The organism is Rhizobium sp. ZW T2_16 (genome assembly GCF_044987325.1).
GTDB lineage: Bacteria > Pseudomonadota > Alphaproteobacteria > Rhizobiales > Rhizobiaceae > Neorhizobium > Neorhizobium cellulosilyticum.
Window position 1 is genome coordinate 95,042 of the sequence record NZ_JBJDRG010000014.1, and the last position, 23,268, is coordinate 118,309.

23 protein-coding genes are annotated in these 23,268 nt (G+C 59.6%); 10 read left to right on the plus strand and 13 right to left on the minus strand.

Annotation, left to right across the window (positions count from 1 at the left end):
• Nucleotides 1-88: 88 nt before the first annotated feature.
• The 3 genes from ACI3K0_RS23680 to ACI3K0_RS23690 all read right to left on the minus strand — a co-directional run bounded on the left by ACI3K0_RS23680 (nt 89) and on the right by ACI3K0_RS23690 (nt 3,241).
• Nucleotides 89-1,408 (minus strand): homoserine dehydrogenase, encoded by a 1,320-nt coding sequence (locus tag ACI3K0_RS23680; protein WP_148146443.1) that lies wholly within the window; start codon nt 1,406-1,408, stop codon nt 89-91.
• A gap of 71 nt (nt 1,409-1,479) precedes the next feature.
• Nucleotides 1,480-2,700 (minus strand): LL-diaminopimelate aminotransferase, encoded by a 1,221-nt coding sequence (locus tag ACI3K0_RS23685; RefSeq protein ID WP_183821841.1) that lies wholly within the window; start codon nt 2,698-2,700, stop codon nt 1,480-1,482.
• Nucleotides 2,701-2,809: 109 nt separating this feature from the next.
• Complete coding sequence (locus ACI3K0_RS23690; RefSeq protein WP_404946360.1) at nt 2,810-3,241, minus strand: hypothetical protein; 432 nt, start codon at nt 3,239-3,241, stop codon at nt 2,810-2,812.
• A 120-nt stretch (nt 3,242-3,361) separates the two neighbouring features.
• Between ACI3K0_RS23690 and ACI3K0_RS23695 the strand changes: the two genes are divergently transcribed.
• Genes ACI3K0_RS23695 through radC form a run of 4 tightly spaced genes read left to right on the plus strand, consistent with a single transcriptional unit; the run spans nt 3,362 to nt 7,693 of the window.
• A complete protein-coding gene (locus tag ACI3K0_RS23695; protein ID WP_246435749.1) occupies nt 3,362-5,230 on the plus strand; it encodes an alpha/beta hydrolase in 1,869 nt (622 codons plus the stop codon).
• Between the two features lie 10 nt (nt 5,231-5,240).
• The gene (sfsA, locus tag ACI3K0_RS23700) at nt 5,241-5,984 is read left to right on the plus strand and encodes a DNA/RNA nuclease SfsA (protein ID WP_404946361.1); all 744 of its coding nucleotides are present in this window, start codon (nt 5,241-5,243) and stop codon (nt 5,982-5,984) included.
• 47 nt (nt 5,985-6,031) lie between these two features.
• On the plus strand, nt 6,032-6,871 hold the full coding sequence (gene map, locus ACI3K0_RS23705) for a type I methionyl aminopeptidase (protein ID WP_183822447.1): 840 nt from the start codon (nt 6,032-6,034) through the stop codon (nt 6,869-6,871).
• A 3-nt stretch (nt 6,872-6,874) separates the two neighbouring features.
• The gene (gene radC, locus ACI3K0_RS23710) at nt 6,875-7,693 is read left to right on the plus strand and encodes a DNA repair protein RadC (protein ID WP_183821845.1); all 819 of its coding nucleotides are present in this window, start codon (nt 6,875-6,877) and stop codon (nt 7,691-7,693) included.
• A gap of 15 nt (nt 7,694-7,708) precedes the next feature.
• Here the strand turns inward: radC and ACI3K0_RS23715 are convergent, their stop codons facing one another.
• Nucleotides 7,709-8,605 carry an SDR family oxidoreductase gene (locus tag ACI3K0_RS23715; RefSeq protein WP_183821847.1) on the minus strand — a complete coding sequence of 299 codons (897 nt, stop codon included), beginning with the start codon at nt 8,603-8,605 and terminating at the stop codon, nt 7,709-7,711.
• A gap of 105 nt (nt 8,606-8,710) precedes the next feature.
• Between ACI3K0_RS23715 and ACI3K0_RS23720 the strand changes: the two genes are divergently transcribed.
• Nucleotides 8,711-9,562 carry a helix-turn-helix transcriptional regulator gene (locus tag ACI3K0_RS23720; protein WP_183821849.1) on the plus strand — a complete coding sequence of 284 codons (852 nt, stop codon included), beginning with the start codon at nt 8,711-8,713 and terminating at the stop codon, nt 9,560-9,562.
• A gap of 199 nt (nt 9,563-9,761) precedes the next feature.
• Nucleotides 9,762-11,261: a Si-specific NAD(P)(+) transhydrogenase gene (gene sthA / locus ACI3K0_RS23725; protein WP_246435750.1), complete on the plus strand. Its 1,500-nt coding sequence runs from the start codon at nt 9,762-9,764 to the stop codon at nt 11,259-11,261.
• A 122-nt stretch (nt 11,262-11,383) separates the two neighbouring features.
• Here the strand turns inward: sthA and rpsD are convergent, their stop codons facing one another.
• From rpsD to ACI3K0_RS23770, 9 genes are all read right to left on the minus strand, one after another.
• Nucleotides 11,384-12,001, minus strand: a complete 618-nt coding sequence (rpsD, locus tag ACI3K0_RS23730; protein ID WP_148146435.1) for a 30S ribosomal protein S4 — start codon at nt 11,999-12,001, stop codon at nt 11,384-11,386.
• A gap of 223 nt (nt 12,002-12,224) precedes the next feature.
• A complete protein-coding gene (locus ACI3K0_RS23735) occupies nt 12,225-13,748 on the minus strand; it encodes an ATP-binding protein (RefSeq protein WP_148146434.1) in 1,524 nt (507 codons plus the stop codon).
• 150 nt (nt 13,749-13,898) lie between these two features.
• On the minus strand, nt 13,899-14,537 hold the full coding sequence (locus ACI3K0_RS23740; RefSeq protein WP_183821851.1) for a LysE family translocator: 639 nt from the start codon (nt 14,535-14,537) through the stop codon (nt 13,899-13,901).
• A gap of 65 nt (nt 14,538-14,602) precedes the next feature.
• The gene (locus tag ACI3K0_RS23745; protein WP_343062357.1) at nt 14,603-15,058 is read right to left on the minus strand and encodes a GNAT family N-acetyltransferase; all 456 of its coding nucleotides are present in this window, start codon (nt 15,056-15,058) and stop codon (nt 14,603-14,605) included.
• Complete coding sequence (locus ACI3K0_RS23750) at nt 15,055-15,306, minus strand: hypothetical protein (RefSeq protein WP_148146431.1); 252 nt, start codon at nt 15,304-15,306, stop codon at nt 15,055-15,057. The genes ACI3K0_RS23745 and ACI3K0_RS23750 overlap by 4 nt, the downstream gene beginning before the upstream one ends.
• A 399-nt stretch (nt 15,307-15,705) precedes the next feature.
• Nucleotides 15,706-16,506, minus strand: coding sequence for a glutamate racemase (murI, locus tag ACI3K0_RS23755; RefSeq protein ID WP_183821853.1), 801 nt, complete (start codon nt 16,504-16,506; stop codon nt 15,706-15,708).
• On the minus strand, nt 16,490-17,329 hold the full coding sequence (locus ACI3K0_RS23760) for an RNA methyltransferase (protein WP_183821855.1): 840 nt from the start codon (nt 17,327-17,329) through the stop codon (nt 16,490-16,492). Before ACI3K0_RS23760 ends, murI begins: the two co-directional genes overlap by 17 nt.
• A 62-nt stretch (nt 17,330-17,391) precedes the next feature.
• Nucleotides 17,392-19,392, minus strand: coding sequence for an FUSC family protein (locus tag ACI3K0_RS23765; RefSeq protein WP_404946362.1), 2,001 nt, complete (start codon nt 19,390-19,392; stop codon nt 17,392-17,394).
• 59 nt (nt 19,393-19,451) lie between these two features.
• Nucleotides 19,452-19,982, minus strand: a complete 531-nt coding sequence (locus ACI3K0_RS23770; RefSeq protein WP_183821859.1) for a hypothetical protein — start codon at nt 19,980-19,982, stop codon at nt 19,452-19,454.
• Nucleotides 19,983-20,210: 228 nt separating this feature from the next.
• On the opposite strand from ACI3K0_RS23770, the gene ACI3K0_RS23775 reads away from it, so the two are divergent.
• From ACI3K0_RS23775 to ACI3K0_RS23790, 4 genes are all read left to right on the plus strand, one after another.
• The gene (locus ACI3K0_RS23775; protein WP_148146426.1) at nt 20,211-21,422 is read left to right on the plus strand and encodes an NADP-dependent isocitrate dehydrogenase; all 1,212 of its coding nucleotides are present in this window, start codon (nt 20,211-20,213) and stop codon (nt 21,420-21,422) included.
• A gap of 71 nt (nt 21,423-21,493) precedes the next feature.
• On the plus strand, nt 21,494-21,949 hold the full coding sequence (locus tag ACI3K0_RS23780; protein WP_183821861.1) for a GNAT family N-acetyltransferase: 456 nt from the start codon (nt 21,494-21,496) through the stop codon (nt 21,947-21,949).
• 96 nt (nt 21,950-22,045) lie between these two features.
• Complete coding sequence (locus ACI3K0_RS23785) at nt 22,046-22,663, plus strand: glutathione S-transferase family protein (protein WP_183821863.1); 618 nt, start codon at nt 22,046-22,048, stop codon at nt 22,661-22,663.
• A 109-nt stretch (nt 22,664-22,772) separates the two neighbouring features.
• A complete protein-coding gene (locus ACI3K0_RS23790) occupies nt 22,773-23,114 on the plus strand; it encodes a hypothetical protein (protein ID WP_404946363.1) in 342 nt (113 codons plus the stop codon).
• The last annotated feature ends 154 nt before the right edge of the window (nt 23,115-23,268 follow it).

Here is a 23,268-nt window from a genome sequence, read left to right on the forward strand (position 1 = left end):
GGGCCAAAGCGCGTCGCCGCTTCAGGTCTACACGCTACGCCTTGGCTTCTTGTTCTTGGCTGTTGTTACGCAGCCGGCCCGAGATTTTTCAGGATGCGCGGGGCCGCTCGATGCGGATCACCTGCGGCTCGCCGACGAGATAGGTCTCCTGCTTGATCCCCTCGACTGCCTTGCGGATCGATGCTTCGGTCGTGGCGTGGGTGACGAGGATGATCGTCTTGGAGGTGTCCGTCTGTGCGGGCTTCGGCCGCTGGACGATCGATTCCAGCGAAATGTTGTTTTCCGCCATGCGGGCCGCGACGCTGGCAAAAACGCCGGTGCGGTCGGCAACCGTCAGGCGGATGAAGTAGCCGCCTTCATGGCTGCGCATCCGGGCCTTCTGGTAGGGAGCAAGTGCGACTGCCGGAGTGCCGAGTACCGGCACGCGCTGCGCACCAGGCTGGCTCTTGGCGATGTCGGCGATATCGCCGAGCACGGCCGAGGCCGTCGCATTGCCGCCGGCACCGGGGCCGACCATCAGAAGTTCACCCAGGATATCAGATTCGATCGCCACGGCATTGGTGACGCCGTCGACCTGCGCAATCACGCTGTCATGCGGCACCATGGTCGGATGAACGCGCTGTTCGATACCGCTTTCGGTGCGCTGGGCAACGCCGAGCAGCTTGATGCGGTAACCGAGATCGGCAGCGGCCAGAATGTCGTCGATCGAGATGTTGGTGATGCCCTCGAGATAGATCTCGTCGGCTGCGATCTTCGTGCCGAAGGCGAGCGTCGTCAGGATCGCCAGCTTGTGGGCCGTGTCATTACCCTCGATATCGAAGGCCGGATCGGCCTCGGCATAACCGAGACGCTGGGCTTCCTTCAGGCACTCCTCAAACGAAAGGCCTTCCTTCTCCATCTTGGTGAGGATGTAGTTGCAGGTGCCGTTCATGATGCCATAGACGCGCGAGACAGTGTTACCCGTCAAGCTCTCGCGCAGCGCCTTGATGACCGGGATACCGCCGGCAACGGCGGCTTCGAAATTCAGGAGCGCGCCCTTTTCTTCGGCAATCGTCGCAAGCTCGACGCCTGAGGCCGCCAGAAGCGCCTTGTTGGCGGTCACCACATGCAGGCCGCGCTCCAGCGCGATCCTGACGGAATCGGCAGCAGCACCCGTGGCGCCGCCCATCAATTCGACGAAGACATCGATATCGGCTTCGGCTGCAAGCTTTTCCGGTGTTTCAAACCATGCCATGCCGGACATGTCGAAGCCACGGTCACGGTTGCGGTCGCGGGCGGTAATGGCAGTGATCTCGATCGCTCGTCCGCATGTCACGGCCAGTTCATTGGCACGTGTCTGGATGATCTTGACCAGCGAAGCACCCACGGTTCCAAGACCCGCGATGCCGACTTTGAGGGCGTCTGCCATTTCGCATTCCCGATGTTTGAAAAAGCGGCCACGAACGGGCCGCTTGAGGATTATGACGGTCGATGACCGACTTAGCGGTGCGTATTCAACGAAATGACGTTGTGCATCGTCTCGTCGACGGTCGAGAAAAACTTCTTGATATTACGGGCCGCCTGGCGGATCCGATGCTCGTTTTCAACGAGTGCGAGGCGAACGTAATCGTCGCCCATTTCGCCGAAACCAATACCCGGAGCGACGGCAACGTCAGCCTTTTCGACGAGAAGCTTGGAGAATTCAAGCGAGCCGAGGTGACGGAACTTTTCCGGGATCTTTGCCCAGGCGAACATCGTGGCAGCCGGCGGCGGCACTTCGAAACCGGCCTTGCCGAAGCTGTCGACCATCACGTCGCGGCGGCGCTTGTAGACATTGCGGACTTCCGCGATATCTGAGCCATCGCCGTTCAGCGCGTGGGTTGCAGCAACCTGGATCGGCGTAAACGCGCCGTAATCCAGATAGGATTTCACACGCGTCAGCGCTGCGATCAGGCGCTCGTTGCCGACGGCGAAGCCCATCCGCCAGCCCGGCATGGAGAAAGTTTTCGACATCGAGGTGAACTCAACGCAGACATCGATCGCACCCGGAACCTGAAGGACCGAGGGCGGCGGATTGTTGTCGTCGAAATAGATCTCGGAATAGGCAAGGTCAGACAACACGATGATGTCATGTTTCTTGGCGAATGCGATGACGTCCTTGTAGAAATCGAGGCTCGCCACAAAGGCCGTCGGGTTGGACGGATAGTTGATGATCAGCGCCAGCGGCTTGGGAATCGAGTGCTTTACCGCGCGCTCAAGCGGCGGGAAGAAGCTGTCGTCCGGCTCTACCGACATGGAGCGGATCACGCCGCCTGCCATCAGGAAGCCGAAGGCGTGGATAGGATAGGTCGGGTTGGGGCAAAGGATGACATCGCCAGGCGCGGTAATCGCCTGCGCCATGTTGGCAAAGCCTTCCTTCGAGCCGAGGGTCGCAACGACCTGTGTATCCGGGTTGAGCTTCACGCCGAATCGGCGAGCGTAATAGGCGGCCTGAGCGCGGCGCAGCCCCGGAATGCCCTTGGAGGACGAGTAGCGGTGGGTGCGCGGGTCCTGAACCACTTCGCACAGCTTGTCGACGATCGCCTTCGGTGTCGGAAGGTCGGGATTGCCCATGCCGAGATCGATAATGTCCGCGCCACCCGCTCGCGCGCTGGCCTTCAAACGGTTGACCTGTTCGAAAACGTAAGGCGGCAGTCTGCGGACTTTATGAAACTCTTCCATCTCTCTTCCCATTGGCGCACGAAGCAGCAATTGAGCGACATCAATGTGTCGCATCCGATTGCTTTGCGGCCAAACAGGACGAAAGGCAAGTGCTAAGAGAGGCGACCCGTTACTTCGAGATGGTGTTCAGCGCGTCAGTGCCATGCTCAGTGGCCAATTTGCGATATTCGGCGACGCGTTTCTTGTATTCAGCTTCGCTGATCGAACCGCTGCGGCGAGCACGAGCAAGTGCTGCCATACGAGGCTCGGTCTTGTTATAATCCTCGTCCTCGATCTGCTCGTTGGCGGCGAGAAGCGTGCGATCGAAGGTTGGATAGGTGCCGGTATCCTTCTTGGCCAGCGGACCCGGCGCGCGTTCAGTCTTAGACTGAGAAATAACGGCCGGCGGCGCGGTGTTGGGGATACCGTCGTCAAGCGCAAAGCTCTGGCTGTTGCAGGAGGCCAGCAGCGGCAATAGAGCCAGAGGTGCCGCGACAGACAAACATCCGATCCCGCGCTTTAGAATTCCCATGGCCTGCCCCATCTCCGTCAATGCCGTCATCGGACCCTGTCCGACCCTGACGCGGGCGGTGATCCGCCATCGTCGTCCTTTCCGGCACTTGTATTCGGTTTCGGGCGCGATGTACAAATGAAAACAACGGTCATGCACGGGAGGCTGCGATTGGCGCAAAAGTCCGACGATCACGGGCATTCCGGACAGGAATTTCCGGGCTTCGATGCGCGTTTCTTCGATGCCTATGCGATCAAGGACCCCCAGTCCCTGATGATGAATGCCGCGCGGGCATTCGAAAATCTGGGTCGCGCCGCCTCCGAATGGCTCGGACCGCGTGAACGCGGCGAGACATCCGATGATCTTTTCGCCGGGCCGATCGGCGATTTCATCAAGACCATGTCGGCGCTCACCGAATACTGGACTTCGGACCAGAAGCGGATGCTCGAAGCGCAGACATTGCTTCTGTCGACCTATTTCGAGATCTGGATGCGCAGCATTCAGCAGGCCGGCGGGCAGCAAGAAAACAGCGCCGAGGCGGATATGGCTGCAAACAAGGACCGGCGCTTCGCCGATGAGGACTGGTATCGCAACCCGTTCTTCTCCTTCCTGCGGCAAATCTATCTTGCAAGCGCCACCTGGGCCGAGAGGCTAGTGAGCGAGGCGGAGGGGCTGGACGAAATCACTAGATACAAGGCCCGATTCTATGTCCGGCAGTTCACAGCCGCGTTTTCACCCAGCAATTTCGCGATGACCAATCCGGAGGTCTGGCGCGCAACGGTGGAAAGCCAGGGCATGAACCTCGTCACCGGCATGCGGATGCTGACCGAAGACGTGATTGCCGGCGGCGGGCATTTGCGGTTGCGCCAGACGGATGCCAGCCAGTTCTCTGTCGGAAACAATCTCGCAATCACGGCCGGCAAGGTGATTGCCCGCAACGAACTGTGCGAGATCATCCAGTATGCGCCATCGACCGAGACGGTGTTCAAGCGACCGCTGGTGATCGTGCCGCCCTGGATCAACAAGTTCTACATTCTCGACCTGACGCCGGAAAAGAGCTTCATCAAGTGGTGTGTCGATCAGGGGCATACGGTCTTCGTCATCTCCTGGGTCAATCCGGACCGTGAGCATGCGGCAAAGGATTGGGAATCCTACATTCGCGAAGGCATCGATTTCGCGCTAGATACGGCCGAACAGGCAACCGGGGAAAAACAGGTCAATGCGATCGGCTATTGCGTCGGCGGAACGTTGCTTGCCGCAACCCTTGCCTGGCATGCGCAGAAGAACGATGCGCGCATCGCCTCCGCCACACTTTTGACCGCGCAGGTGGATTTCGCCGAAGCTGGCGAGTTGAAGGTATTCGTCGATGAGGAGCAGCTTGCCGTCATCGAGGCACAGATGAAGACGAGCGGCTATATGGCGGCATCGCAGATGGCGGCGGCGTTCAACCTTCTCCGCTCTTCGGAGCTGATCTGGCCCTATGTCGTCAACAACTACCTGAAGGGCAAGGAGCCTATGGCCTTCGACCTGCTCTACTGGAACTCCGATTCGACGCGGGTGGCGGCCGCCAACCACGCTTATTACCTGCGCAGCTGTTATCTCGACAACGCGCTCTCTGCCGGCCAGATGAAGCTCGGCGGCGGCTCGATCGATCTCCGCGACATCAGCATCCCGATCTACAATCTCGCCACGCGCGAAGATCACATTGCCCCTGCCCGCTCCGTCTTTCGCGGCAACGCCCTGTTCGGCGGGCCGGTCGAATTCGTTCTCTCCGGCTCCGGGCATATTGCCGGCGTCGTCAACCCACCGAGCCGGACGAAGTATCGTTATTGGGCCCAAGGCGACACAGGTGCCAAGTCTGCAGATACGCTGGACGGCTGGTTGAAGGAGGCGACTGAAACCGCTGGCTCCTGGTGGCCGCATTGGCAGGCATGGGTGGAAGCGCAGGATACCGACCTTGTTCCGGCCCGCATTCCCGGCGACCGAACCCTGTCACCGCTTGGAGACGCCCCCGGCACCTATGTTCTGGCGCGCGCCTGACGGACTTCTCATGCGTTTTCACCCTCCTCTTATTCCCGCCACGCTGGTGCAGCGCTACAAGCGCTTCCTGTTCGACGCCATTCTGGGCGACGGAACGCCGATTACCGGCTCCTGCCCCAATACCGGCTCGATGCGCGGGTTGACGACGCCGGGATCGCGGATCTGGCTTTCCGAGCATGACAGCCCGACGCGCAAGTACCGGCATGTCTTCGAGATGATCGAGGCGGATGGAGAGGTAGTCGGCGTCAATACCGGCATGCCAAACAAACTCACTGAAGAAGCAATCCGCACCGGCCTGATCCCCAGCCTTTCCGGTTATCCGACAATCTTACGGGAGCAGAAATACGGCCGCAATTCGCGGATCGATTTCCTGCTGAAAGGCGACGGCCTGCCGGATGCCTATGTGGAGGTGAAGAACGTCCATTTCAGTCGGCAGGCGGGACTGGCCGAATTTCCCGATACGGTCACCAAGCGCGGCGCCAAGCATCTGGAAGAACTTGGCGACATGGCGGAACTTGGTCACCGGGCGGTGATGATCTACCTCATCCAGAGACCGGATTGCCAAAGCTTCTCGATCTGCGCCGACCTCGATCCGTTTTACGCTGCGGCATTCGCCCGGGCACAGAAACGTGGTGTCGAGGCATACGCACTCAGATGCGCGGTTTCTCCCGAAGGAATAGAACCGCTGGATCTGATCGAAATGAAGCCCCTGCCGGGAGGAATGCAGTCGGAGTTATTGTTCGCCATGGACTAAGGCGGGCGTGCTGCATTATGAACGGGGGAACGATTGAGAGAAATATGATGGTCAATTACATCGAGGCGGTTTCCGCCCCCCAAAAAAACACGGGTGCAATCCGCCTTTACAACACGGCCGACGACTTCGCCAGCATGCGCAAGGCGTGTCTTCTGACCGCACGTTGCCTCGACGAACTCGCTTCGATCATCAAGCCGGGCGTTACCACCGCGGCGATCGACCGGTTCGTTTTCGAATTCGGCATGGATCACGGCGCGCTTCCCGCTACGCTGAACTATCGCGGTTACAAATATTCGGTCTGCACTTCGATCAACCATGTCGTCTGCCACGGCATGCCGGACGACAAGCCGCTGCGCGAAGGCGATATCGTCAATATCGACGTGACCTACATTCTAGACGGATGGCATGGCGATTCCAGCCGCATGTATCCCGTCGGGCAGATCAAGCGTGCTGCCGAACGGCTGCTGGAAGTGACGTATGAATGCCTGATGCGCGGCATTGCCGTCGTCAAGCCCGGCGTGCGCACCGGCGCAATTGGTGAAGCGATCCAGACCTATGCGGAAGCCGAGCGCTGCTCCGTCGTGCGCGATTTCTGCGGCCATGGCGTCGGGCAGTTGTTCCACGATTCGCCGAACATCCTGCATTACGGCAGATCCGACGAAGGGCCAGAATTGAAAGAGGGCATGATCTTCACGATCGAGCCGATGATCAATCTGGGCAAGCCGCATGTGAAGGTTCTTGCCGATGGCTGGACGGCGGTGACCCGCGACCGGTCGCTTTCGGCACAATACGAACACGCAATCGGCGTTACCGCCACGGGCTGCGAGATCTTCACCCTTTCGCCGGGTGGTTTCGACCGCCCCGGACTTCCGCCGCTCGAAAGCTGATCCATGAACAAGCGCCCCGCCTCCTCGCAAGATTCGCATGAACCGGCCGAGGAGACGGGCCGCGACGACCTGTTCGCCGACGAGCGCGGTTATTTTGCCGAACATGTGGGAAAACGGCCGCCGCTCAAGGCGGATCAGCTGCCCGGAGCCGCCGAGCATTATCTCGGGCACCGCGAGCGGTTACGCGACAAATACCGCGACCATGGCGATACGTCGCTCGCCGACTACGAAATCCTCGAACTTCTGCTGTTCCGCTCGATCCCGCGCCGGGACACCAAACCTCTCGCGAAAGCGCTATTGGCCCGTTTCGGTTCGCTTGCAGGCGTGTTTGGCGCCCCGACAAGCCTGCTGCAGGAGGTCAAGGGGATCGGCGAGAGCGTCGCGCTCGATCTGAAACTGGTTGCGACGGTCGGCCAGCGGATTTTGCGCAGCGAGATTCGTGAAAAGCAGGTTCTCTCTTCCTGGTCTTCCGTGATCGATTATTGCCATGCGGCCATGGCCTATGAATCCCGCGAGCAGTTCCGCATCCTGTTTCTCGACAAGCGCAATGCGCTGATCGCCGATGAAATCCAGGGCAAGGGAACGGTCGATCACACGCCGGTCTATCCGCGCGAAGTGGTGCGGCGGGCGCTGGAACTTTCCGCCACCGCCATCATTCTCGTCCACAATCACCCGAGCGGCGACCCGACCCCGTCACGCGCCGATATCGACATGACCAAAACGATCGTGGATACGGCAAAACCGCTCGGCATCACCGTTCATGATCACATCATCATCGGCAAGGATGGCCATGCCAGCCTCAAGGGATTGAGGCTGATCTGACCCCTCGCCCGGTTTTCAGCCGGCGAAATAGGCGTCCTGATCGAGATCTTCCAGCAGGCCGGGTTGGGTTGGCTTCCAGTTCAGCCACGCTTTTGTTTTCGCGCTCGATGCCGGGCTATTCATGCTGGCAAAATGGGCGAACCAGCCGAAATGCGCCGCGGCCTCTTCGTGGTTTTTGGAGACGACCGGCACGCCGAGACGGCGGCCGATCAACTCGGCAATCTGCCTGAACGGGACACCTTCTTCCGCCACCGCATGGTAGCGCGGCTCAAGTGCTCCCCGCTCCAGCGCCAAACGATAGACGTTTGCGGCGTCTAACCGATGGACCGCCGGCCAGCGGTTGTCGCCATCGCCGACATAGGCGGAGACGCCGGTATCGCGCGCCTTGGCGATCAACATCGGGACGAAACCGTGGTCGCCGGTTCCATGAACGGAGGGCGGCAGACGGATCAGAGAGACTTTAACGCCGCGCTCAGCGATTGCCGCCACGGCCTCTTCAGTCGCGACACGGGGAATGACGGATGAGCCGACATTCGGCAGGTCGTCTTCCGTGGCCGGCCGCCCCAGCTGAAGCAGGCCCGTGCCGGATGTCACCAGAAAAGGACGATTGGATCCGGCGAGCGCGTCACCAAGGGCCGCTATGATCGGTCGATCCGCCTCGCAGTTCTCCTTGAACCTGGAAAAATCGTGGTTGAAACCCGTATGGATCACCGCATCGGCCGCAGCAGCTCCGGCCTGAAGGCTGGTAAGATCATCCAGAGACCCAGAATGCACCTCGGCTCCGGCAGCCTGCAACGAAGCATGACTGGCCTCGGAGCGAGACAGGCCGAGAACCTGATGACCCGCAGAAACAAGCTCCCGAACGACGACGGAACCGACAAAACCCGTTGCACCCGTAACAAAGACACGCATATGAAACCCTCATGCTGGCATGTTGACGGATGTCGAATATGATCCGGATGCGGGCGATAAAAGCCGTGACCTTATACCCGTATCGGGACTAACAGGCTGACGACAATGGCAGAGGCGATCGACAAAGCGCGGGACGACAATCCGCTTGGGAGCTACCTGAAGGATCGCCGGGCAAAGCTCGATCCGGCGGAATTTGGTATCGAAGCAACACGCCGCCGCACGCCGGGGCTGAGGCGCGAAGAAGTTGCTCAGCGCGCCAATGTCAGCGCCACATGGTATACGTGGCTGGAACAGGGCCGCGGTGGCTCACCGTCGAGCGATGTACTGGACCGGCTCGCCAAGGCGCTGGCGCTCACCAGCGCCGAACGCGAACATCTTTTCCTGCTGGCGCAGCATCGGCCGCCTGAAATACGCCACCAGCCGTTTGAGCCCATATCAGCGCAATTACAGCGGGTTCTGGACGCAATGACATTTAGCCCAGCCGTACTGCGCACCGCGCTTTGGGACGTCGTCGGCTGGAATGCCGCGGCAAGCGTGGTCATGACCGATTACGCTCTCCTGCCACCGGAAGAACGCAACATTCTGAAGCTGATCTTTTGCAACCAACGGGTTCGCGGACATATGGTCAACTGGGAACGGGACGCTCGCTCGGCGGTCGCGTCTTTCCGTGCCGAAGCGATCAAGGCGGCACCTGCGCAAGCTCTGCAGGCGATGGTCGAAGAGCTCAGCCAGGCAAGCCCCGAGTTCAGTGCGATCTGGCAGAATTACGACATCCAGAATTACGGAGCCGGAACGAAGCATTTCCGCCACGAGATCGCCGGCGACCTGATGATGGAATATTCCTCCTTTACCGTCGATGGCCGGCCGGATCTCGGCCTTGTCGTGTTCACACCGATGACCGAAGCCGATGCCGAGCGCGTCAGGCAGCTGCTCAAGACCGCGCGAAACGACCGATAACCACAGGCATCACTCGAAAGCCATCATCGCTGCACCGCACAATAGTCGTATTCTTAGACAGGCTTGGGCCTTGCTCACGCAGTTGTCTTTTGTCATTTTCGAAAAATTGCCGCATGCAATCAGAATTTTAGAATAGTCGTGTAGATCAGGTCTGGTTGTTTTGGCTGGCGAGACCAGCGGGTTCCAAACGGAGAATTTCATGCACCAGTACGACCTCATCGTGGTTGGCAGCGGACCGGCCGGACGGCGTGCTGCCATCCAGGCGGCAAAGCTCGACAAAAAGGTGCTCGTCGTCGAGCAAGGTCGGCGCGTCGGCGGCGTATCGGTTCATACCGGCACGATCCCGTCGAAGACACTGCGCGAAACCGCGCTCAATCTTTCCGGCTGGCGAGAACGGGGCTTTTACGGCCGCTCCTACAGGGTCAAGCAGGAGATCAGCGCAGAAGACCTGCGCCGCCGCCTGCTCATCACGCTCGACCATGAAGTCGACGTTCTGGAACATCAGTTCGCCCGCAACCGGGTTCAGCATATTCGCGGCAAGGCGAGCTTCGTCTCGAAGGATACGATGCAGATCGTCAAGGATGACGACGACACCGTTCACGTCACGGGCAAAAGCATCCTTCTGGCAGTCGGTACCCGCCCCTATCGTCCGGAATCGATTCCCTTCGATAACAAGACGGTTCTAGACAGCGACGAATTGCTGGAGATCCACAATCTCCCTCGCTCGATCGTGGTGATAGGCGCCGGCGTCATCGGCATCGAATACGCGACGATCTTTTCCGCGCTGGACGCTGCGGTTACCGTCATCGATCCGAAATCGACGCTTCTCGATTTCATCGACAAGGAAATCATTGAAGACTTCACCTATCAGCTGCGTGACCGCAACATGAAGCTTCTGCTCGGGCAGAAGGCCGAGAAGGTGGAGAAACTGGCGGATGGCAAGGTTGCCGTGACGGTGGACACAGGCCGCAGGATCGTCGCCGACATGGTGCTCTATGCAGCCGGACGCGTTGGTGCGACCGATACGCTGAACCTCGCGGCCGCGGGACTGGATGCCGACAGCCGGGGCCGACTTCGCGTCAACCCGGAAACCTTCGAGACCTCCGTGCCTGGCATCTATGCCGCCGGCGACGTTGTCGGCTTTCCGAGCCTTGCCTCCACATCGATGGAACAGGGGCGGATCGCGGCCCGTGTCGCAGTCGGCGCGATGGCCAAGGAGCCGCAGAAATATTTCCCTTATGGCATCTATGCCGTGCCGGAAATTTCCACCTGCGGCCTGACAGAGGAAGAGATGCGGGAGCGCGGCATATCTTATGAATGCGGTGTCGCCCGCTTCCGAGAAACGTCGCGCGGCCACATCATGGGTCTCGATAGCGGCCTCTTGAAGCTGATCTTTTCGCTGAAGACGCGGCGCTTGTTGGGTGTCCATATCGTCGGCGAAGGTGCGACCGAACTGGTTCACATCGGCCAGGCAGTGCTTAACCTCAAGGGCACCGTCGAGTATTTCGTCGAGAACACTTTCAACTATCCGACGCTTGCTGAAGCCTACAAGATCGCTGGCCTCGATGCCTGGAACAGGATGGGGGAAAAACGGACCGAGGAACCCGCCACCAAGACCGTTCAGCTGACGGATACCGCCACTCCAACAACGGTTGAGGTGAATGTCACCGTCGAAAAGAAGAAGGCATCTTCAAAGTAGGCAGTATTCACGACTAACAAAAAAGCCGCTCCTTTCGGGCGGCTTTTTTGTTGTGGCCGATTTTGACCAGCAGATACAAAAATGGCCCCGAAAGGGGCCATTTTCGCAAATTTTCGTCGCGATTAACGCGAGTAGAATTCGACGACCAGCGACGGTTCCATGATGACCGGGTACGGTACATCCGAGAGAGCCGGTACGCGGGCGTAGGTGGCAACCATCTTGTTGTGGTCGACTTCGAGGTAATCCGGAACGTCGCGTTCAGCGAGCGAAACGGCTTCGAGAACCGTGACGAGCTGCTTGGACTTCTGACGGACTTCGATGACGTCGCCGGCCTTGCAACGGTAGGAACCGATGTTGACGCGAACGCCATTGACCGTAACGTGGCCGTGGTTGACGAACTGACGGGCAGCGAAGACGGTCGGAACGAACTTGGCGCGGTAGACGATGGCGTCCAGACGCGATTCCAAGAGACCGATCAGGTTTTCACCGGTGTCGCCCTTGCGGCGGTTGGCTTCTTCGTAGATCGCGCGGAACTGCTTCTCGCGGATGTCGCCGTAGTAGCCCTTCAGCTTCTGCTTTGCGCGGAGCTGAACACCGAAGTCGGAGAGCTTGCCCTTGCGGCGCTGGCCGTGCTGGCCCGGGCCGTATTCGCGGCGGTTAACCGGGGACTTCGGACGGCCCCAGATGTTTTCGCCCATACGGCGGTCAATTTTATACTTGGACGATTCGCGCTTGCTCATCGCATTTCCTTTCGAACGGTTGCACCGGTTTGTTGCCAAACCGGATGAAGGAAACACGCCCTCCTCTGAACCTCGTTTTGGAAGTTCTGACAGGCTTCTCACGAAAGCGATCGGAGAGTGCCACGGGACATGTCAATAAAACACCGGGCGTTGCCACCCGGTGCTGGGCCGGTCTTTAGGGGGCTGTCATGGAATTGTCAACAGCGGAATGGCTTTAAGCCCTTTATTCCGCAGCGATCTTGAGATCGCCCTCATCGGGTGCCTCGGCCGCACCGGGTGCGGTTTCAGCCTGCAGGTCCGGGAACGCGACGATGCGCTTGCCGGCGAAATCCGCGTGGACGACGATCAACCCCTGCTCCTCGAAATAACCGAGAAGGCGCCTCGCGCGGCGCGCGGAATGGGTGCCGTAAGCGCGGGCGATGCGGGCATCAGACGGGCAAGGCTCGGAACCGAGTGCCGCCTTGGCCATCATCAGGAACACGCCCTGAAGGTCATCGGAGACACCATTCGACAGCGAAAGCACGGTCGCCCAGGCCTCGCTCGCCGCCATGGTCGCATCGACGCCGGAACGGGCGATCGCGGTGCGGCGGCGGAAATCGCTGAGCGAGATCGGCGGGCCGGGCAGACGGCGCATGCGGGCGCGCACGAGAAAATCCTGATAGAGGACGCTGTCGGTCCGATAAGCCGATTGCGGATCGTCGAGAATTTCCGACATCACCGCCATCAGCCGCTCTTCGCGCTCTTCTTCAGTCAATTCCGGCATGGCCACACGGGATTCGTTGGCCGCTGGCTGAACTGCTGCCGGCGTCGAACGGGAGAGTTCAGCCAGAATATCGGTGGTCGGGCGTGGCGTCGGTGTCGGGCGGCGAACTGCGGTGATCGGCCGGGCGAATTCTTCCGGATCCGGCGTGAAGATCAAGTCTTCGACATCCTGCGGCGCATCCGGCAGCGGCATCAGCTTGGGGCTGGAGGAGCGCGCCGAGGTTTCGACATTGCCGATGACGATCGGCAGCGGGCGGCGCGACAGAGCCGGGCCGAGAGCGACAAAATTGCCGCGCTTCAGGTCGCGGAACATTTCCGCCTGGCGGCGATCCATACCAAGCAGGTCGGCCGCTCGCGCCATGTCGATATCGAGGAAGGTACGGCCCATCAGGAAGTTTGAGGCTTCGGCCGCAACGTTCTTGGCAAGCTTTGCCAAGCGCTGGGTTGCTATGACGCCGGCGAGACCACGCTTACGGCCGCGGCACATGAGGTTGGTCATCGCGCCGAGCGACATTTTTCGGGCATCTTCTGAGACATCGCCGCCGACTGACGGCGCAAACATCTGCGCTTCGTCGACGACAACGAGAACCGGGTACCAATAATCGCGATCGGCATCGAACATGCCATTCAAGAAGGCGGCCGCGGCACGCATCTGCTCTTCGAGATCGAGACCTTCGAGCGTCAGCACGCAGGAGACGCGGTTCTTGCGGATGCGGTTGGCGATGCCGGCGAGTTCGGCTTCGGTGCGTTCGCCATCGACGACCACATGGCCGTATTTATCCGACAGGGTGACGAAATCGCCTTCCGGATCGATGACGACCTGCTGCACCCAGGGGGCAGACTGTTCCAGCAGGCGGCGCAGAAGATGCGATTTTCCCGAACCGGAATTGCCCTGAACAAGCAGACGCGTCGCCAGAAGCTCCTCGATATCGAGCTTGGCCGGCGCTCCGCCGGTCACAGTTCCCATATCGATGCCGACTTGCACTATGCTGCCCTCGTATGCCGTAGATTGGTGGTTTGCCGGCAGTCTTGCTGCGGTGACACAGCGCGCCGACCCCTCCCCTTAACAGAGATCGAGATTCGTTTCTGCGGGAAAGAGAGAAAAATCACAGTCTTTGAAATTCGACTTCTGCGATCAGGCAGCGGCCCGTTTGAAGCCGAGCGACAGAAGCCCCGCACCGATCATCAGTGAACCGCCGGTGCGATTGACGATGCGCTGAACCCTGGGCTTGCGGATCGTGTTGCGCGCCATCGAAGCCAGAAGACCGTAAAGTGCGGCATTGATGGTCGCGAGAACCAGAAAGGTCACTTCAAAGACCGCCATCTGGAAGAAGAGCGGCCGCGTCAGATCGAGGAACTGCGGCAGGAAAGCGACGAAAAAGACGATGCTTTTCGGGTTGAGCGCCGTCACCGCATAGGTGTGGAGGAAGACGCGAAATGGTCGGACGACCGGCGTATCCGCCTCTTCGACGGCTTCCGCCTGTGCAGAAACAGGAGCGCGCCAGAGCTTGATGCCCAGATAGATGAGATAGGCGGCGCCGACCCATTTCAACACCGTGAACAGCATGGCGGATGTCGCGAGCAGCGCACCGAGGCCGAGCATGGACGCGGTCATGGCAGTGAAATCACCAAGAGCCACCCCAGCCACCGTCGCGCTTGCCACCTTGCGACCATGGCTCAGTGCATAGGATATGACGAGAAGGATGGTCGGTCCCGGAATTGCCAAAAGCACGGCGGAAGCGGCGACGAATGCAAGCCAGTGTTCGAGCGACATGGAAGTTTCCTCAGGTAGATAAGCAAGATCAAGTCACGGAAAGATCCGCATGACAAGTGTGCGTTTCAGGCGCAGCGGCGCCAGCTGTAAAGAATGTCAGGCTCGTATTGTTCGTTGTCTGCGCCATCGGTTTCGCGAACGGCCTCAAATCCCTGACTTTCATAAAAATGCCGGGCACCGGTATTCTTCTGAAAGGTCCAGAGATTAAGGCGCGCATGACTGGCCTTGGCGAGATAGAGAAGGCGAGAGCCGATGCCCTGCCCCTGCATGTGCGGCAGGATATAAAGTTGATCGACCCAGCCCTGGCGGAACGCGATGACGCCGATCAGTTCACCCTCTCGCGTGGAGCCCCAGATGGCGCAATTCGAGAACAGGTATCCCGACCAGAAAGCCCGATCCTCTTCCGGCTTGTGAAGGCCGGCGAGCCATGGAAGTCGCGCATGGAATGTGGTGCGAAACACATTCGATGCGGCCTCCATGTCTGCCAGGGCCAGTTGGCGGCAGGTCAGACCGTCGCTCACAGGTAGTTCCTCCAGTCGACGAACCGGGACTGCAGGACGAAATCGACCTCCGGAACGTTCTCCGGCAAACCGATATCCCGAAGCATGTGATTGTCGAGATCGGACGAGCGGTTTGCCGAAAACGGCGAAGAGCGCCTGACGAGGGTCGCGACAAGTGCCTTTATCAGACGCCAGGGACCGTGGCGCCGGTGAAGAGCGTCCATTTCTGCCGACAGAACATCGGCAACCATTACGTGCATTTCACGCATAGCTTTTCCGCCCCGCTTCGCGCATGCGAGCGGGTCCTTTCGTGGTTTTGGAAAGACGCGCGCGGAAGTGCTAACGGCGATAGCCGCCAGACGGATAGACCGGTCACGTCAAATCGAGTTTAGATCGAGAAAGATGCCAAAAGGCGGATTCCGGGCGTTATCAGCCGCGGAAAGCCAGTCCGAGCAGATTGCGCGGGTAATTCACCCGCATGGTTCGGACCAATCCGCCAGAGAGGCGCATGTAAGCAGAAAATGTATTCATCGATGCTCTCCCTTGCTTGAGTTGCGGATGCTGGAACATTGCACGCTCTTTCCAAACGCGCAAGCACTCACAATCGAAAATTGCACTCAAAGGTATTTTTGTTGCACAAGGGCAACAGTCGGCGATCAGGCCATGCCTCAGCCGGTGCGCAGGCCAAACCCCTGCATCAGACGGCGGGTGGCAAAATCCGGATTACCCGAGGTGAAGACGGCAAAGTCGAAACCTTCGGGATGTTCAGCGCCTTCGATGAGCGGCGCTTTGCGTCGTGCCTGCCTTGCTATTGCTTCAGCTGGGTCGAGCCAGTCGACGGGCCAGGGCGCAAGACGCCGGAAGAGATTGGCCATGAAGGGGTAATGCGTGCAAGCAAGCACGACGATATCGGTCTTCTCGCCATCCTTCTCGACGAAACATGGGGCGATCTCGGCGAGCACCTCGTCATCGGAAATCGCCTCGCCGCGGATATAACTTTCCGCCATGCGGGCGAGATTTTCGGATCCGACGAGGCGGACATGACACTGGGTGGCGAAGGACTGGATGAGATCGCGCGTATAGGCGCGCTTGACGGTGCCGGGAGTTGCCAGAACCGAAACGAGGCCGGAACGAGTGCGTTCGGCCGCGGGCTTGATTGCCGGCACGGTGCCGACGAAGGTCATGTGCGGGAATTTTTGGCGCAGTGCGGCACCGGCAAGGGTGAAAGCCGTATTGCAGGCGATGACGCAGATTTCGGGCTGATGTTCCGCAAGAAGCTTTTCGAATAGCGAAAGGATGCGGCTCTGCAGAGCGCCCTCCTCCCAACTGCCATAGGGAAAGGCTGCATCGTCGGCAACGTAAACGAAACCGCGCTCGGGCATCAGCACGCGCGCTTCACGCAGCACCGTCAGCCCACCAATGCCCGAATCGAACACCAGTATGGGCTTCAGCTCATTCGCCGCTGTCATTCCCCTCTGTCTCCCCTGAATCTGAAGCCTTCTTCTGTCTCGGGACAATCTTTTCCGGCCATTTCCGCGGAAAGCGATCAAGCGAGCGTATAACACCGCGAAACACGCTGATCTCCTGTTCGGAAAAGGCCCGACGCGACAGGACGGCACGAAGGTTGTCGATCATTTTGGGCTTTTTTTCAGGCGGATGGAAATAACCGCGGGCATCCAGCGCCTCTTCGATATGCTCGAACATACCGAGCACCTGCTCCTTCGTCGAAGGGTTCTGTTCGATCGGCTGGAAGCGTGTCTCTTCAAGGTCGTCCATGCCCGACTTCATCCAGTCATAGGACATGAGAAGCACGGCCTGGGCAATATTGAGCGACGCGAAGGCGGGGTTTACCGGGAAGGTGACGATCTCGTCGGCAAGCGCCACTTCTTCATTGTTAAGGCCCCAGCGCTCACGGCCGAAGAGGATTCCGGTCTTTTCGCCCGCCTTGAATTTTTCCCGCAGGGTGGCGGCAGCAAAGACCGGCGAGCGGACGGGCTTGAAGCCGTAACGCTCGCGGGCCGTCGTGGCATAGACGAAGTTGAGGTCGCTGATCGCCTCTTCCAGCGTGTCATAGACCTTGGTGCCGTCGATGACGTGATCGGCCTTGGAGGCGGCAGAGCGCGCCTTTTCATTCGGCCAGCCATCACGCGGGTTGACGAGGCGGAGTTCGACGAGGCCGAAATTGGCCATGGCGCGGGCGACCATGCCGATATTTTCGCCGAGTTGCGGCTCGACCAGAATGATCGCCGGTCCTTCGGCAATGAGTTCACGTTCGCTATTGGTGCCCGACATATTCGTCTCCGCTTGTTCTTGGAGCCGGGCAATAGACCCGTCGGCCAACAACGGCAAGCCGGTTATTGGCTCTTTTGCTCATCTGCTGCCGGCGGATAAAGGCGATTGAGCAGATTGGCGACCATATCCGCCCCATGTGCGGCGCCCTGCCCCGGTGCCGGCAAATTGCCGCTTGCAGCAGCATGGCGCGGCGTCTTGATGGAAAAACAGTCAGCCTTCCTGGCTGTGGCCTTCTCCAGCGCCTGCCTTGCATTATCAATCGCTCGGTGCATTTCCGGGTCGTTGCCGTTTCCAGCATTTGCAAAATCCCGCGCCAGGATCCGGGCCCAATAGGAGGTGGCGAGGAAAATCGCCAATGTCTGGCGGATCGGCCCCGGCCGGGTGACCAGCGACCATGCACTGCCCAGCGGACGCGCAGCAACGGTCAGGTCTCGGTAAGTCTCATCGAGGCGGTTCGACAATTCGATCAGCCGGTAGCGGCTTTCCCCGTTGTCCACCGCCTCCAGCAACTGTCCGAGCGCGTCGTACCATCGGGCAACCGCCAGTTCGACGGTCGAGCGGGTGGAGGATGGAAAGATGACGAAGGCGACGAACATGCCGGCGATTGAGCCGATCACCGTTTCCTCCAGCCGCAGCAACAGGACCTCGTATGTGAGCTGGCCGATCAGGCCATAGACGAGGCAGAGAACGATGGTGACGAAGAAACTGAGGAGCGCGTAGGAGACCTGCAGGTAATAGAAGGCCAGAAAGACACAGACGGCCGCAAGGCCGACAGTCGTTGTCGTATGACCGGAAAGCAGCGTCGCTAAGGCAAGGCCGATGGCAACGCCGAGCAGCGTACCGACCGATCGCTGGATCGCCCGCAATGCCGCATCGCCACGCGAGCGGGTGTTGTTGAACACGAGAAATGCCGTCAGCACGGCCCAGAACCAGCGGTCACGGGAGAGAAGCAGCCCGAAGACCATGGCGATGCCGGAGGCGATAGTGATCTGGACAGCCGCACGCACAAGCGGGTTCTTCCAGGAGAAATCCGGTTTCACCGGCGGCCCTGCCCGCGGCACATCACCAAAGGCCATCAATTGCTGGAAAGCCCGGTCGGTGGCGGCCTCACGCAGGGCGGAGGAAGCCCGCTGTAGCCATAACAGCGCGTGGACGCTCTGCCTCTTCCGCTCTTCACCGGCCGCAATAGAAGGGTCTTCCGCAATCCGCTTTGCCGCGACCGCATCATCATGGAGCACGGCACTCACCAGTGCGGCGGGCGGCAAGGCCCCAAGCGACTGCACGATCACGCTTTCGGCAGCGAGGTGAAGGTCGAAGATGGCGATCGAGACGGCCATTACGGGACTGCTGTCACTTGGCATGGAGCCGTCAGCATTGCGCGGGAGAAGGCCTTCCGCCATCAGCACCACGTCCTTCAGCTGCTCTTCCATCTGGCGCAGTTCGAGGCGATCTTTCTCCGTCAGCATTCCCCTTGCGGCAAACCCGGCAAGTCGCAGCAGAATATCCGACACACGATGCTGTATCGCCCGAAGAGTTTTGCTCAGATCGCGACGCCAGTCGTCAACCAGCAGGTATTTGCGGATCAGGTGCCCGAAGGCGACGGCAAAAAGCGGCCCCAAAGCCGCCAGCGGCAGTTCCGAAAATGTCGGTCGCAAATAGGCGCCGATGAAATAGGAAATGAACGCGAACATGCCGACGGCAAAACCGCGCTGGCCGAATACGCGCGCAAGGCTCGCCGCAAGGATGACACACAGGAAAGTCAGGTCGGCGACAAGCCGGTAAGGTTCGAGCGCTGCCGCAAGCGTGATGCAGAAAAGGCTTGCCGCGCAGCCCATCAGGCGCGTCGTCAGCTGGTCGCCGGGCCTCTTGTCCTTCACGGCGACGCCGCCTTCGATCGACAGCACGATCGCCAGTGCATAGGAAATCGACGGCAGCGGCGTTACCGCCAGATGAATGGCGATCAGGACGAGGATCGAGGCGAGGATGGTGAGCGTCACGCGCGCTCCCATCTTCACCCGCGACAAGGCGGGATCATGGGCCAGCAGACGATCGGCAAACGTCATGGCCATCCGCCGCGCCCTAGACATCGCTTGTAGCATTGCGAAGCCGGGCACGCCCGGCATCACTCGCCCTTGGCTATCGACTGCATTTCCTCGACGACGCTATCGCTTTCACCATCGGCCACGCGGTGGATGTCGTCGATCACGGGCTTGCCGCCCTCATCGATTACATCGAAATGCACTTCGGAGGCCGTGTCCTTCAGATCGGCGTCATCGATGCAGGTCCACTGCTTGAACGTGACCTTGAAATCCGTTTTGCCATTCGCGGCCACACCCGGCGCGATGACGATATCCTGCAGCGGGCAGCCATCCTGCGAGGCGGTGACGACATCGTAACCGAATGGGTCGCCTGGCTGGTTGTTTTCCGTTTCATAGGCCGGATGCTTGGCGGCATCGGCATAGGCCGTCTGGAAGCGCTTGCTGAACAGGCGCGCCAGCGGATCGGGATCGAAGATGAACTTCCAGTCGCTGTCGTTGCTGTTCCAATTTTCTTCGGTGACCTTCATCACCTCCTTGACCGGATCGACGGGTTCGGCAGCAACCGAAACCGTGGACAGAAACGACAGGGCAAGAGCGAGCGGCAGAGTTCGCATGGCGGTGATCCGTATTCGAAGCGATTTGCGCGGACATTACCCCTCGGCCTTTATTTGGCAATGACCATTCTTGCTGTTTTTCAAAGCCAGAAGGGCCCTGCGTTGAAATCTCACAGAAAAGCCGCCAATCCCTGTCTCACGGCTTTGCACACCTGCCCTGCGATGTTATAGCGCAACCCGTTGATCCATTCGGGGCCGGTCCGGCCCATACACGACAAGAGGAAGTCCATGCAGAAGATCAAGGTAGCCAACCCGGTCGTCGATCTCGACGGCGACGAGATGACCCGCATCATCTGGCAGTTGATCAAGGATAAGCTGATCCTGCCCTATCTCGATCTCGACATCGAATATTACGATCTTTCTGTCGAGAACCGCGATGCCACCGACGACCAGGTGACGATCGACGCCGCCAACGCCATCAAGAAGCACGGCGTCGGCATCAAGTGCGCCACCATCACGCCGGACGAAGCCCGCGTCGAAGAATTCAAGCTGAAGAAGATGTGGAAGAGCCCTAACGGCACGATCCGCAACATCCTCGGCGGCGTCATCTTCCGCGAGCCGATCATCATGCAGAACGTGCCGCGTCTGGTTCCGGGCTGGACCAAGCCGATCATCGTCGGCCGTCACGCTTTCGGCGACCAGTATCGCGCAACTGACTTCAAGTTCCCGGGCAAGGGCAAGCTGTCGATCAAGTTCGTCGGCGACGATGGCCAGACGATCGAGCATGACGTGTTCGACGCACCGTCCTCGGGCGTTGCCATGGCAATGTACAACCTCGACGACTCGATCCGCGATTTCGCCCGCGCTTCGTTCAACTATGCCCTGCAGCGCGGCGTTCCCTGCTACCTGTCGACCAAGAACACGATCCTCAAGGCCTATGACGGCCGCTTCAAGGATCTGTTCCAGGAAATCTTCGACGCCGAATTCAAGGCGCAGTACGATGAAGCCAAGATCTGGTACGAACACCGCCTGATCGACGACATGGTCGCTTCCGCACTTAAGTGGTCCGGCGGTTACGTCTGGGCCTGCAAGAACTACGACGGCGACGTCCAGTCCGACATCGTTGCACAGGGCTTCGGTTCCCTCGGCCTGATGACCTCGGTTCTGATGACGCCGGATGGCAAGACGGTCGAAGCCGAAGCCGCACACGGCACGGTTACCCGCCACTACCGCCAGCACCAGAAGGGTCAGGAAACCTCGACGAACTCGATCGCCTCGATCTTCGCCTGGACCCGTGGCCTAGCACACCGCGCCAAGCTGGACGACAATGCGGAACTGACGAAATTCGCCGACACCTTGGAAAAGGTCTGCATCGACACGGTCGAAGCCGGCTTCATGACCAAGGACCTGGCGCTGCTCATCGGCCCGGATCAGCCGTGGCTCTCGACCACCGCCTTCCTCGACAAGATCGACGAAAACCTGAAGAAGGCCATGGCGTAAGCCATAATCTTCGGATTACATTTGAACGGCGGGGCTTTCCCCGCCGTTTTCTTTTGCGCCGGAGGCTTAGCATGTCTGCCAATCGTCCTGTCGAAATCCGTCCCCTGGCGCCATCCGACCGTGAGGCGTGGCAGCCATTGTTCGAGGCCTATATCCGCTTTTACGAGTCGGAACTGCCGAAAGAGCAGTACGACATCACGTGGTCGCGGTTTCACGATCCGGACGAGCCGATGCATGTGCTCGGCGCCTTTGATGACGGAAGACTTGTCGGGATCGTCCATGCACTCTTCCACCGCTCGACCTGGCTGCCGGATACGACCTGCTATCTGCAGGATCTCTATGTCGATGACAGCCAGCGCGGTCGAGGCGTCGGTGAGGCGCTGATCGAAAAGGTGGCGCTGCTTGCCCGCGACAAGAATGCGGGCCGTCTCTACTGGCTGACACAGGAAAAGAACGACGCGGCGCGGCGTCTCTATGACCGGGTCGCGGTGGCGCCGGGTTTCATCCAGTACCGCAAGCCCCTCTAGCCGGCGCGCCGGTCCGATCGTCCATCGCCTAAACTTCAGACCTTGATTGTGTCGCCACGCGCTCCAAAACAAGGAACGGCAAGAGGAGAATGACGGATGGCAGATGAAATCCTATTCTATACCAACCCGATGTCGCGCGGCCGCATTGCCCGCTGGATGCTGGAGGAGATAGGCGCGCCCTACCGCACGGAAGTCCTGCAATTCGGCACGACGATGAAGGATGACAGCTACAAGGCGGTCAACCCGATGGGCAAGGTGCCGACCATCGTTCACGGCAAAAAGACGGTGACGGAATGCGCCGCCATCTGCGCCTATCTCGCCGACGCCTTTCCCGAGAAAGGTCTGGCACCCTCACCCGCAGACCGTGCCGATTACTATCGCTGGATGTTCTTTGCCGCCGGGCCACTCGAAGCAGCAGTGAGCAACCGTGCGCTTGGCTTTGAAGTTCCCCCAGGTCGCGAGAGGATGATCGGTTACGGGAGTTTTGCCGACGTAATGGATGCGCTGGAATTCGCCCTTCGCAGCAATTCATACATAGCCGGCGAAAAATTCAGCGCCGCGGATGTCTATGTCGGCTCGCAGATCGGCTGGGGGCTGCAGTTCGGCTCGATCGAAAAGCGTCCTGCCTTCGAGCAATATTTCGGGCGCATTGCACTCCGCGACGCCTATCAGCGTGCGGTCGAGAAAGACGACCTGGCCGCATCCGCACTTTAAGGTATCGGATTGACGAAAGCCAAGATTCATCATGAATCTGGAGGCATGTTGAAGGTCTTTATCAATGCGGTAATGATCTACCGCCCAATCATGGGCTGGGATCTTTCACATGACACGGTTCACCTCCATCGCCGCCGGTGCGTTTGCGGCGCTTGTTCTTTCCGTCGGCGTCTCGCGCGCGGCAGACGATCTCGTCTTTACATTGATAAACAAAACCAGCGGCACGCTCGAGCGGTTCTATACTTCGCCGACCGGAGTGGACAATTGGGAAGATGATGTGTTCGGCGATGACGTTCTGGAGCCGGGCGAAAGCATGAAGATCACGATCGCCGACGGTCGCAGAACCTGCAAATACGACATGCGCTTCGAGTTTACCGAAGACTCGAATTTCCAGAATATGGAGGATACCCAGGATCTCTGCGCCATGGGTTCCTACACAATTCATCAGTAGGATCTGAAGACAGGCTCACGGAAGGAGCGATTCCGTTGTCTAATCGCCTGCATCCGGTCAAGCGGATTTTAAACGAGTTTCTTCGTTGCCGTGTTGCTAACGCGACATCTTTTTAGATTTCCTTTCGACATCTTTCATTCCTGCAATTCGTCCG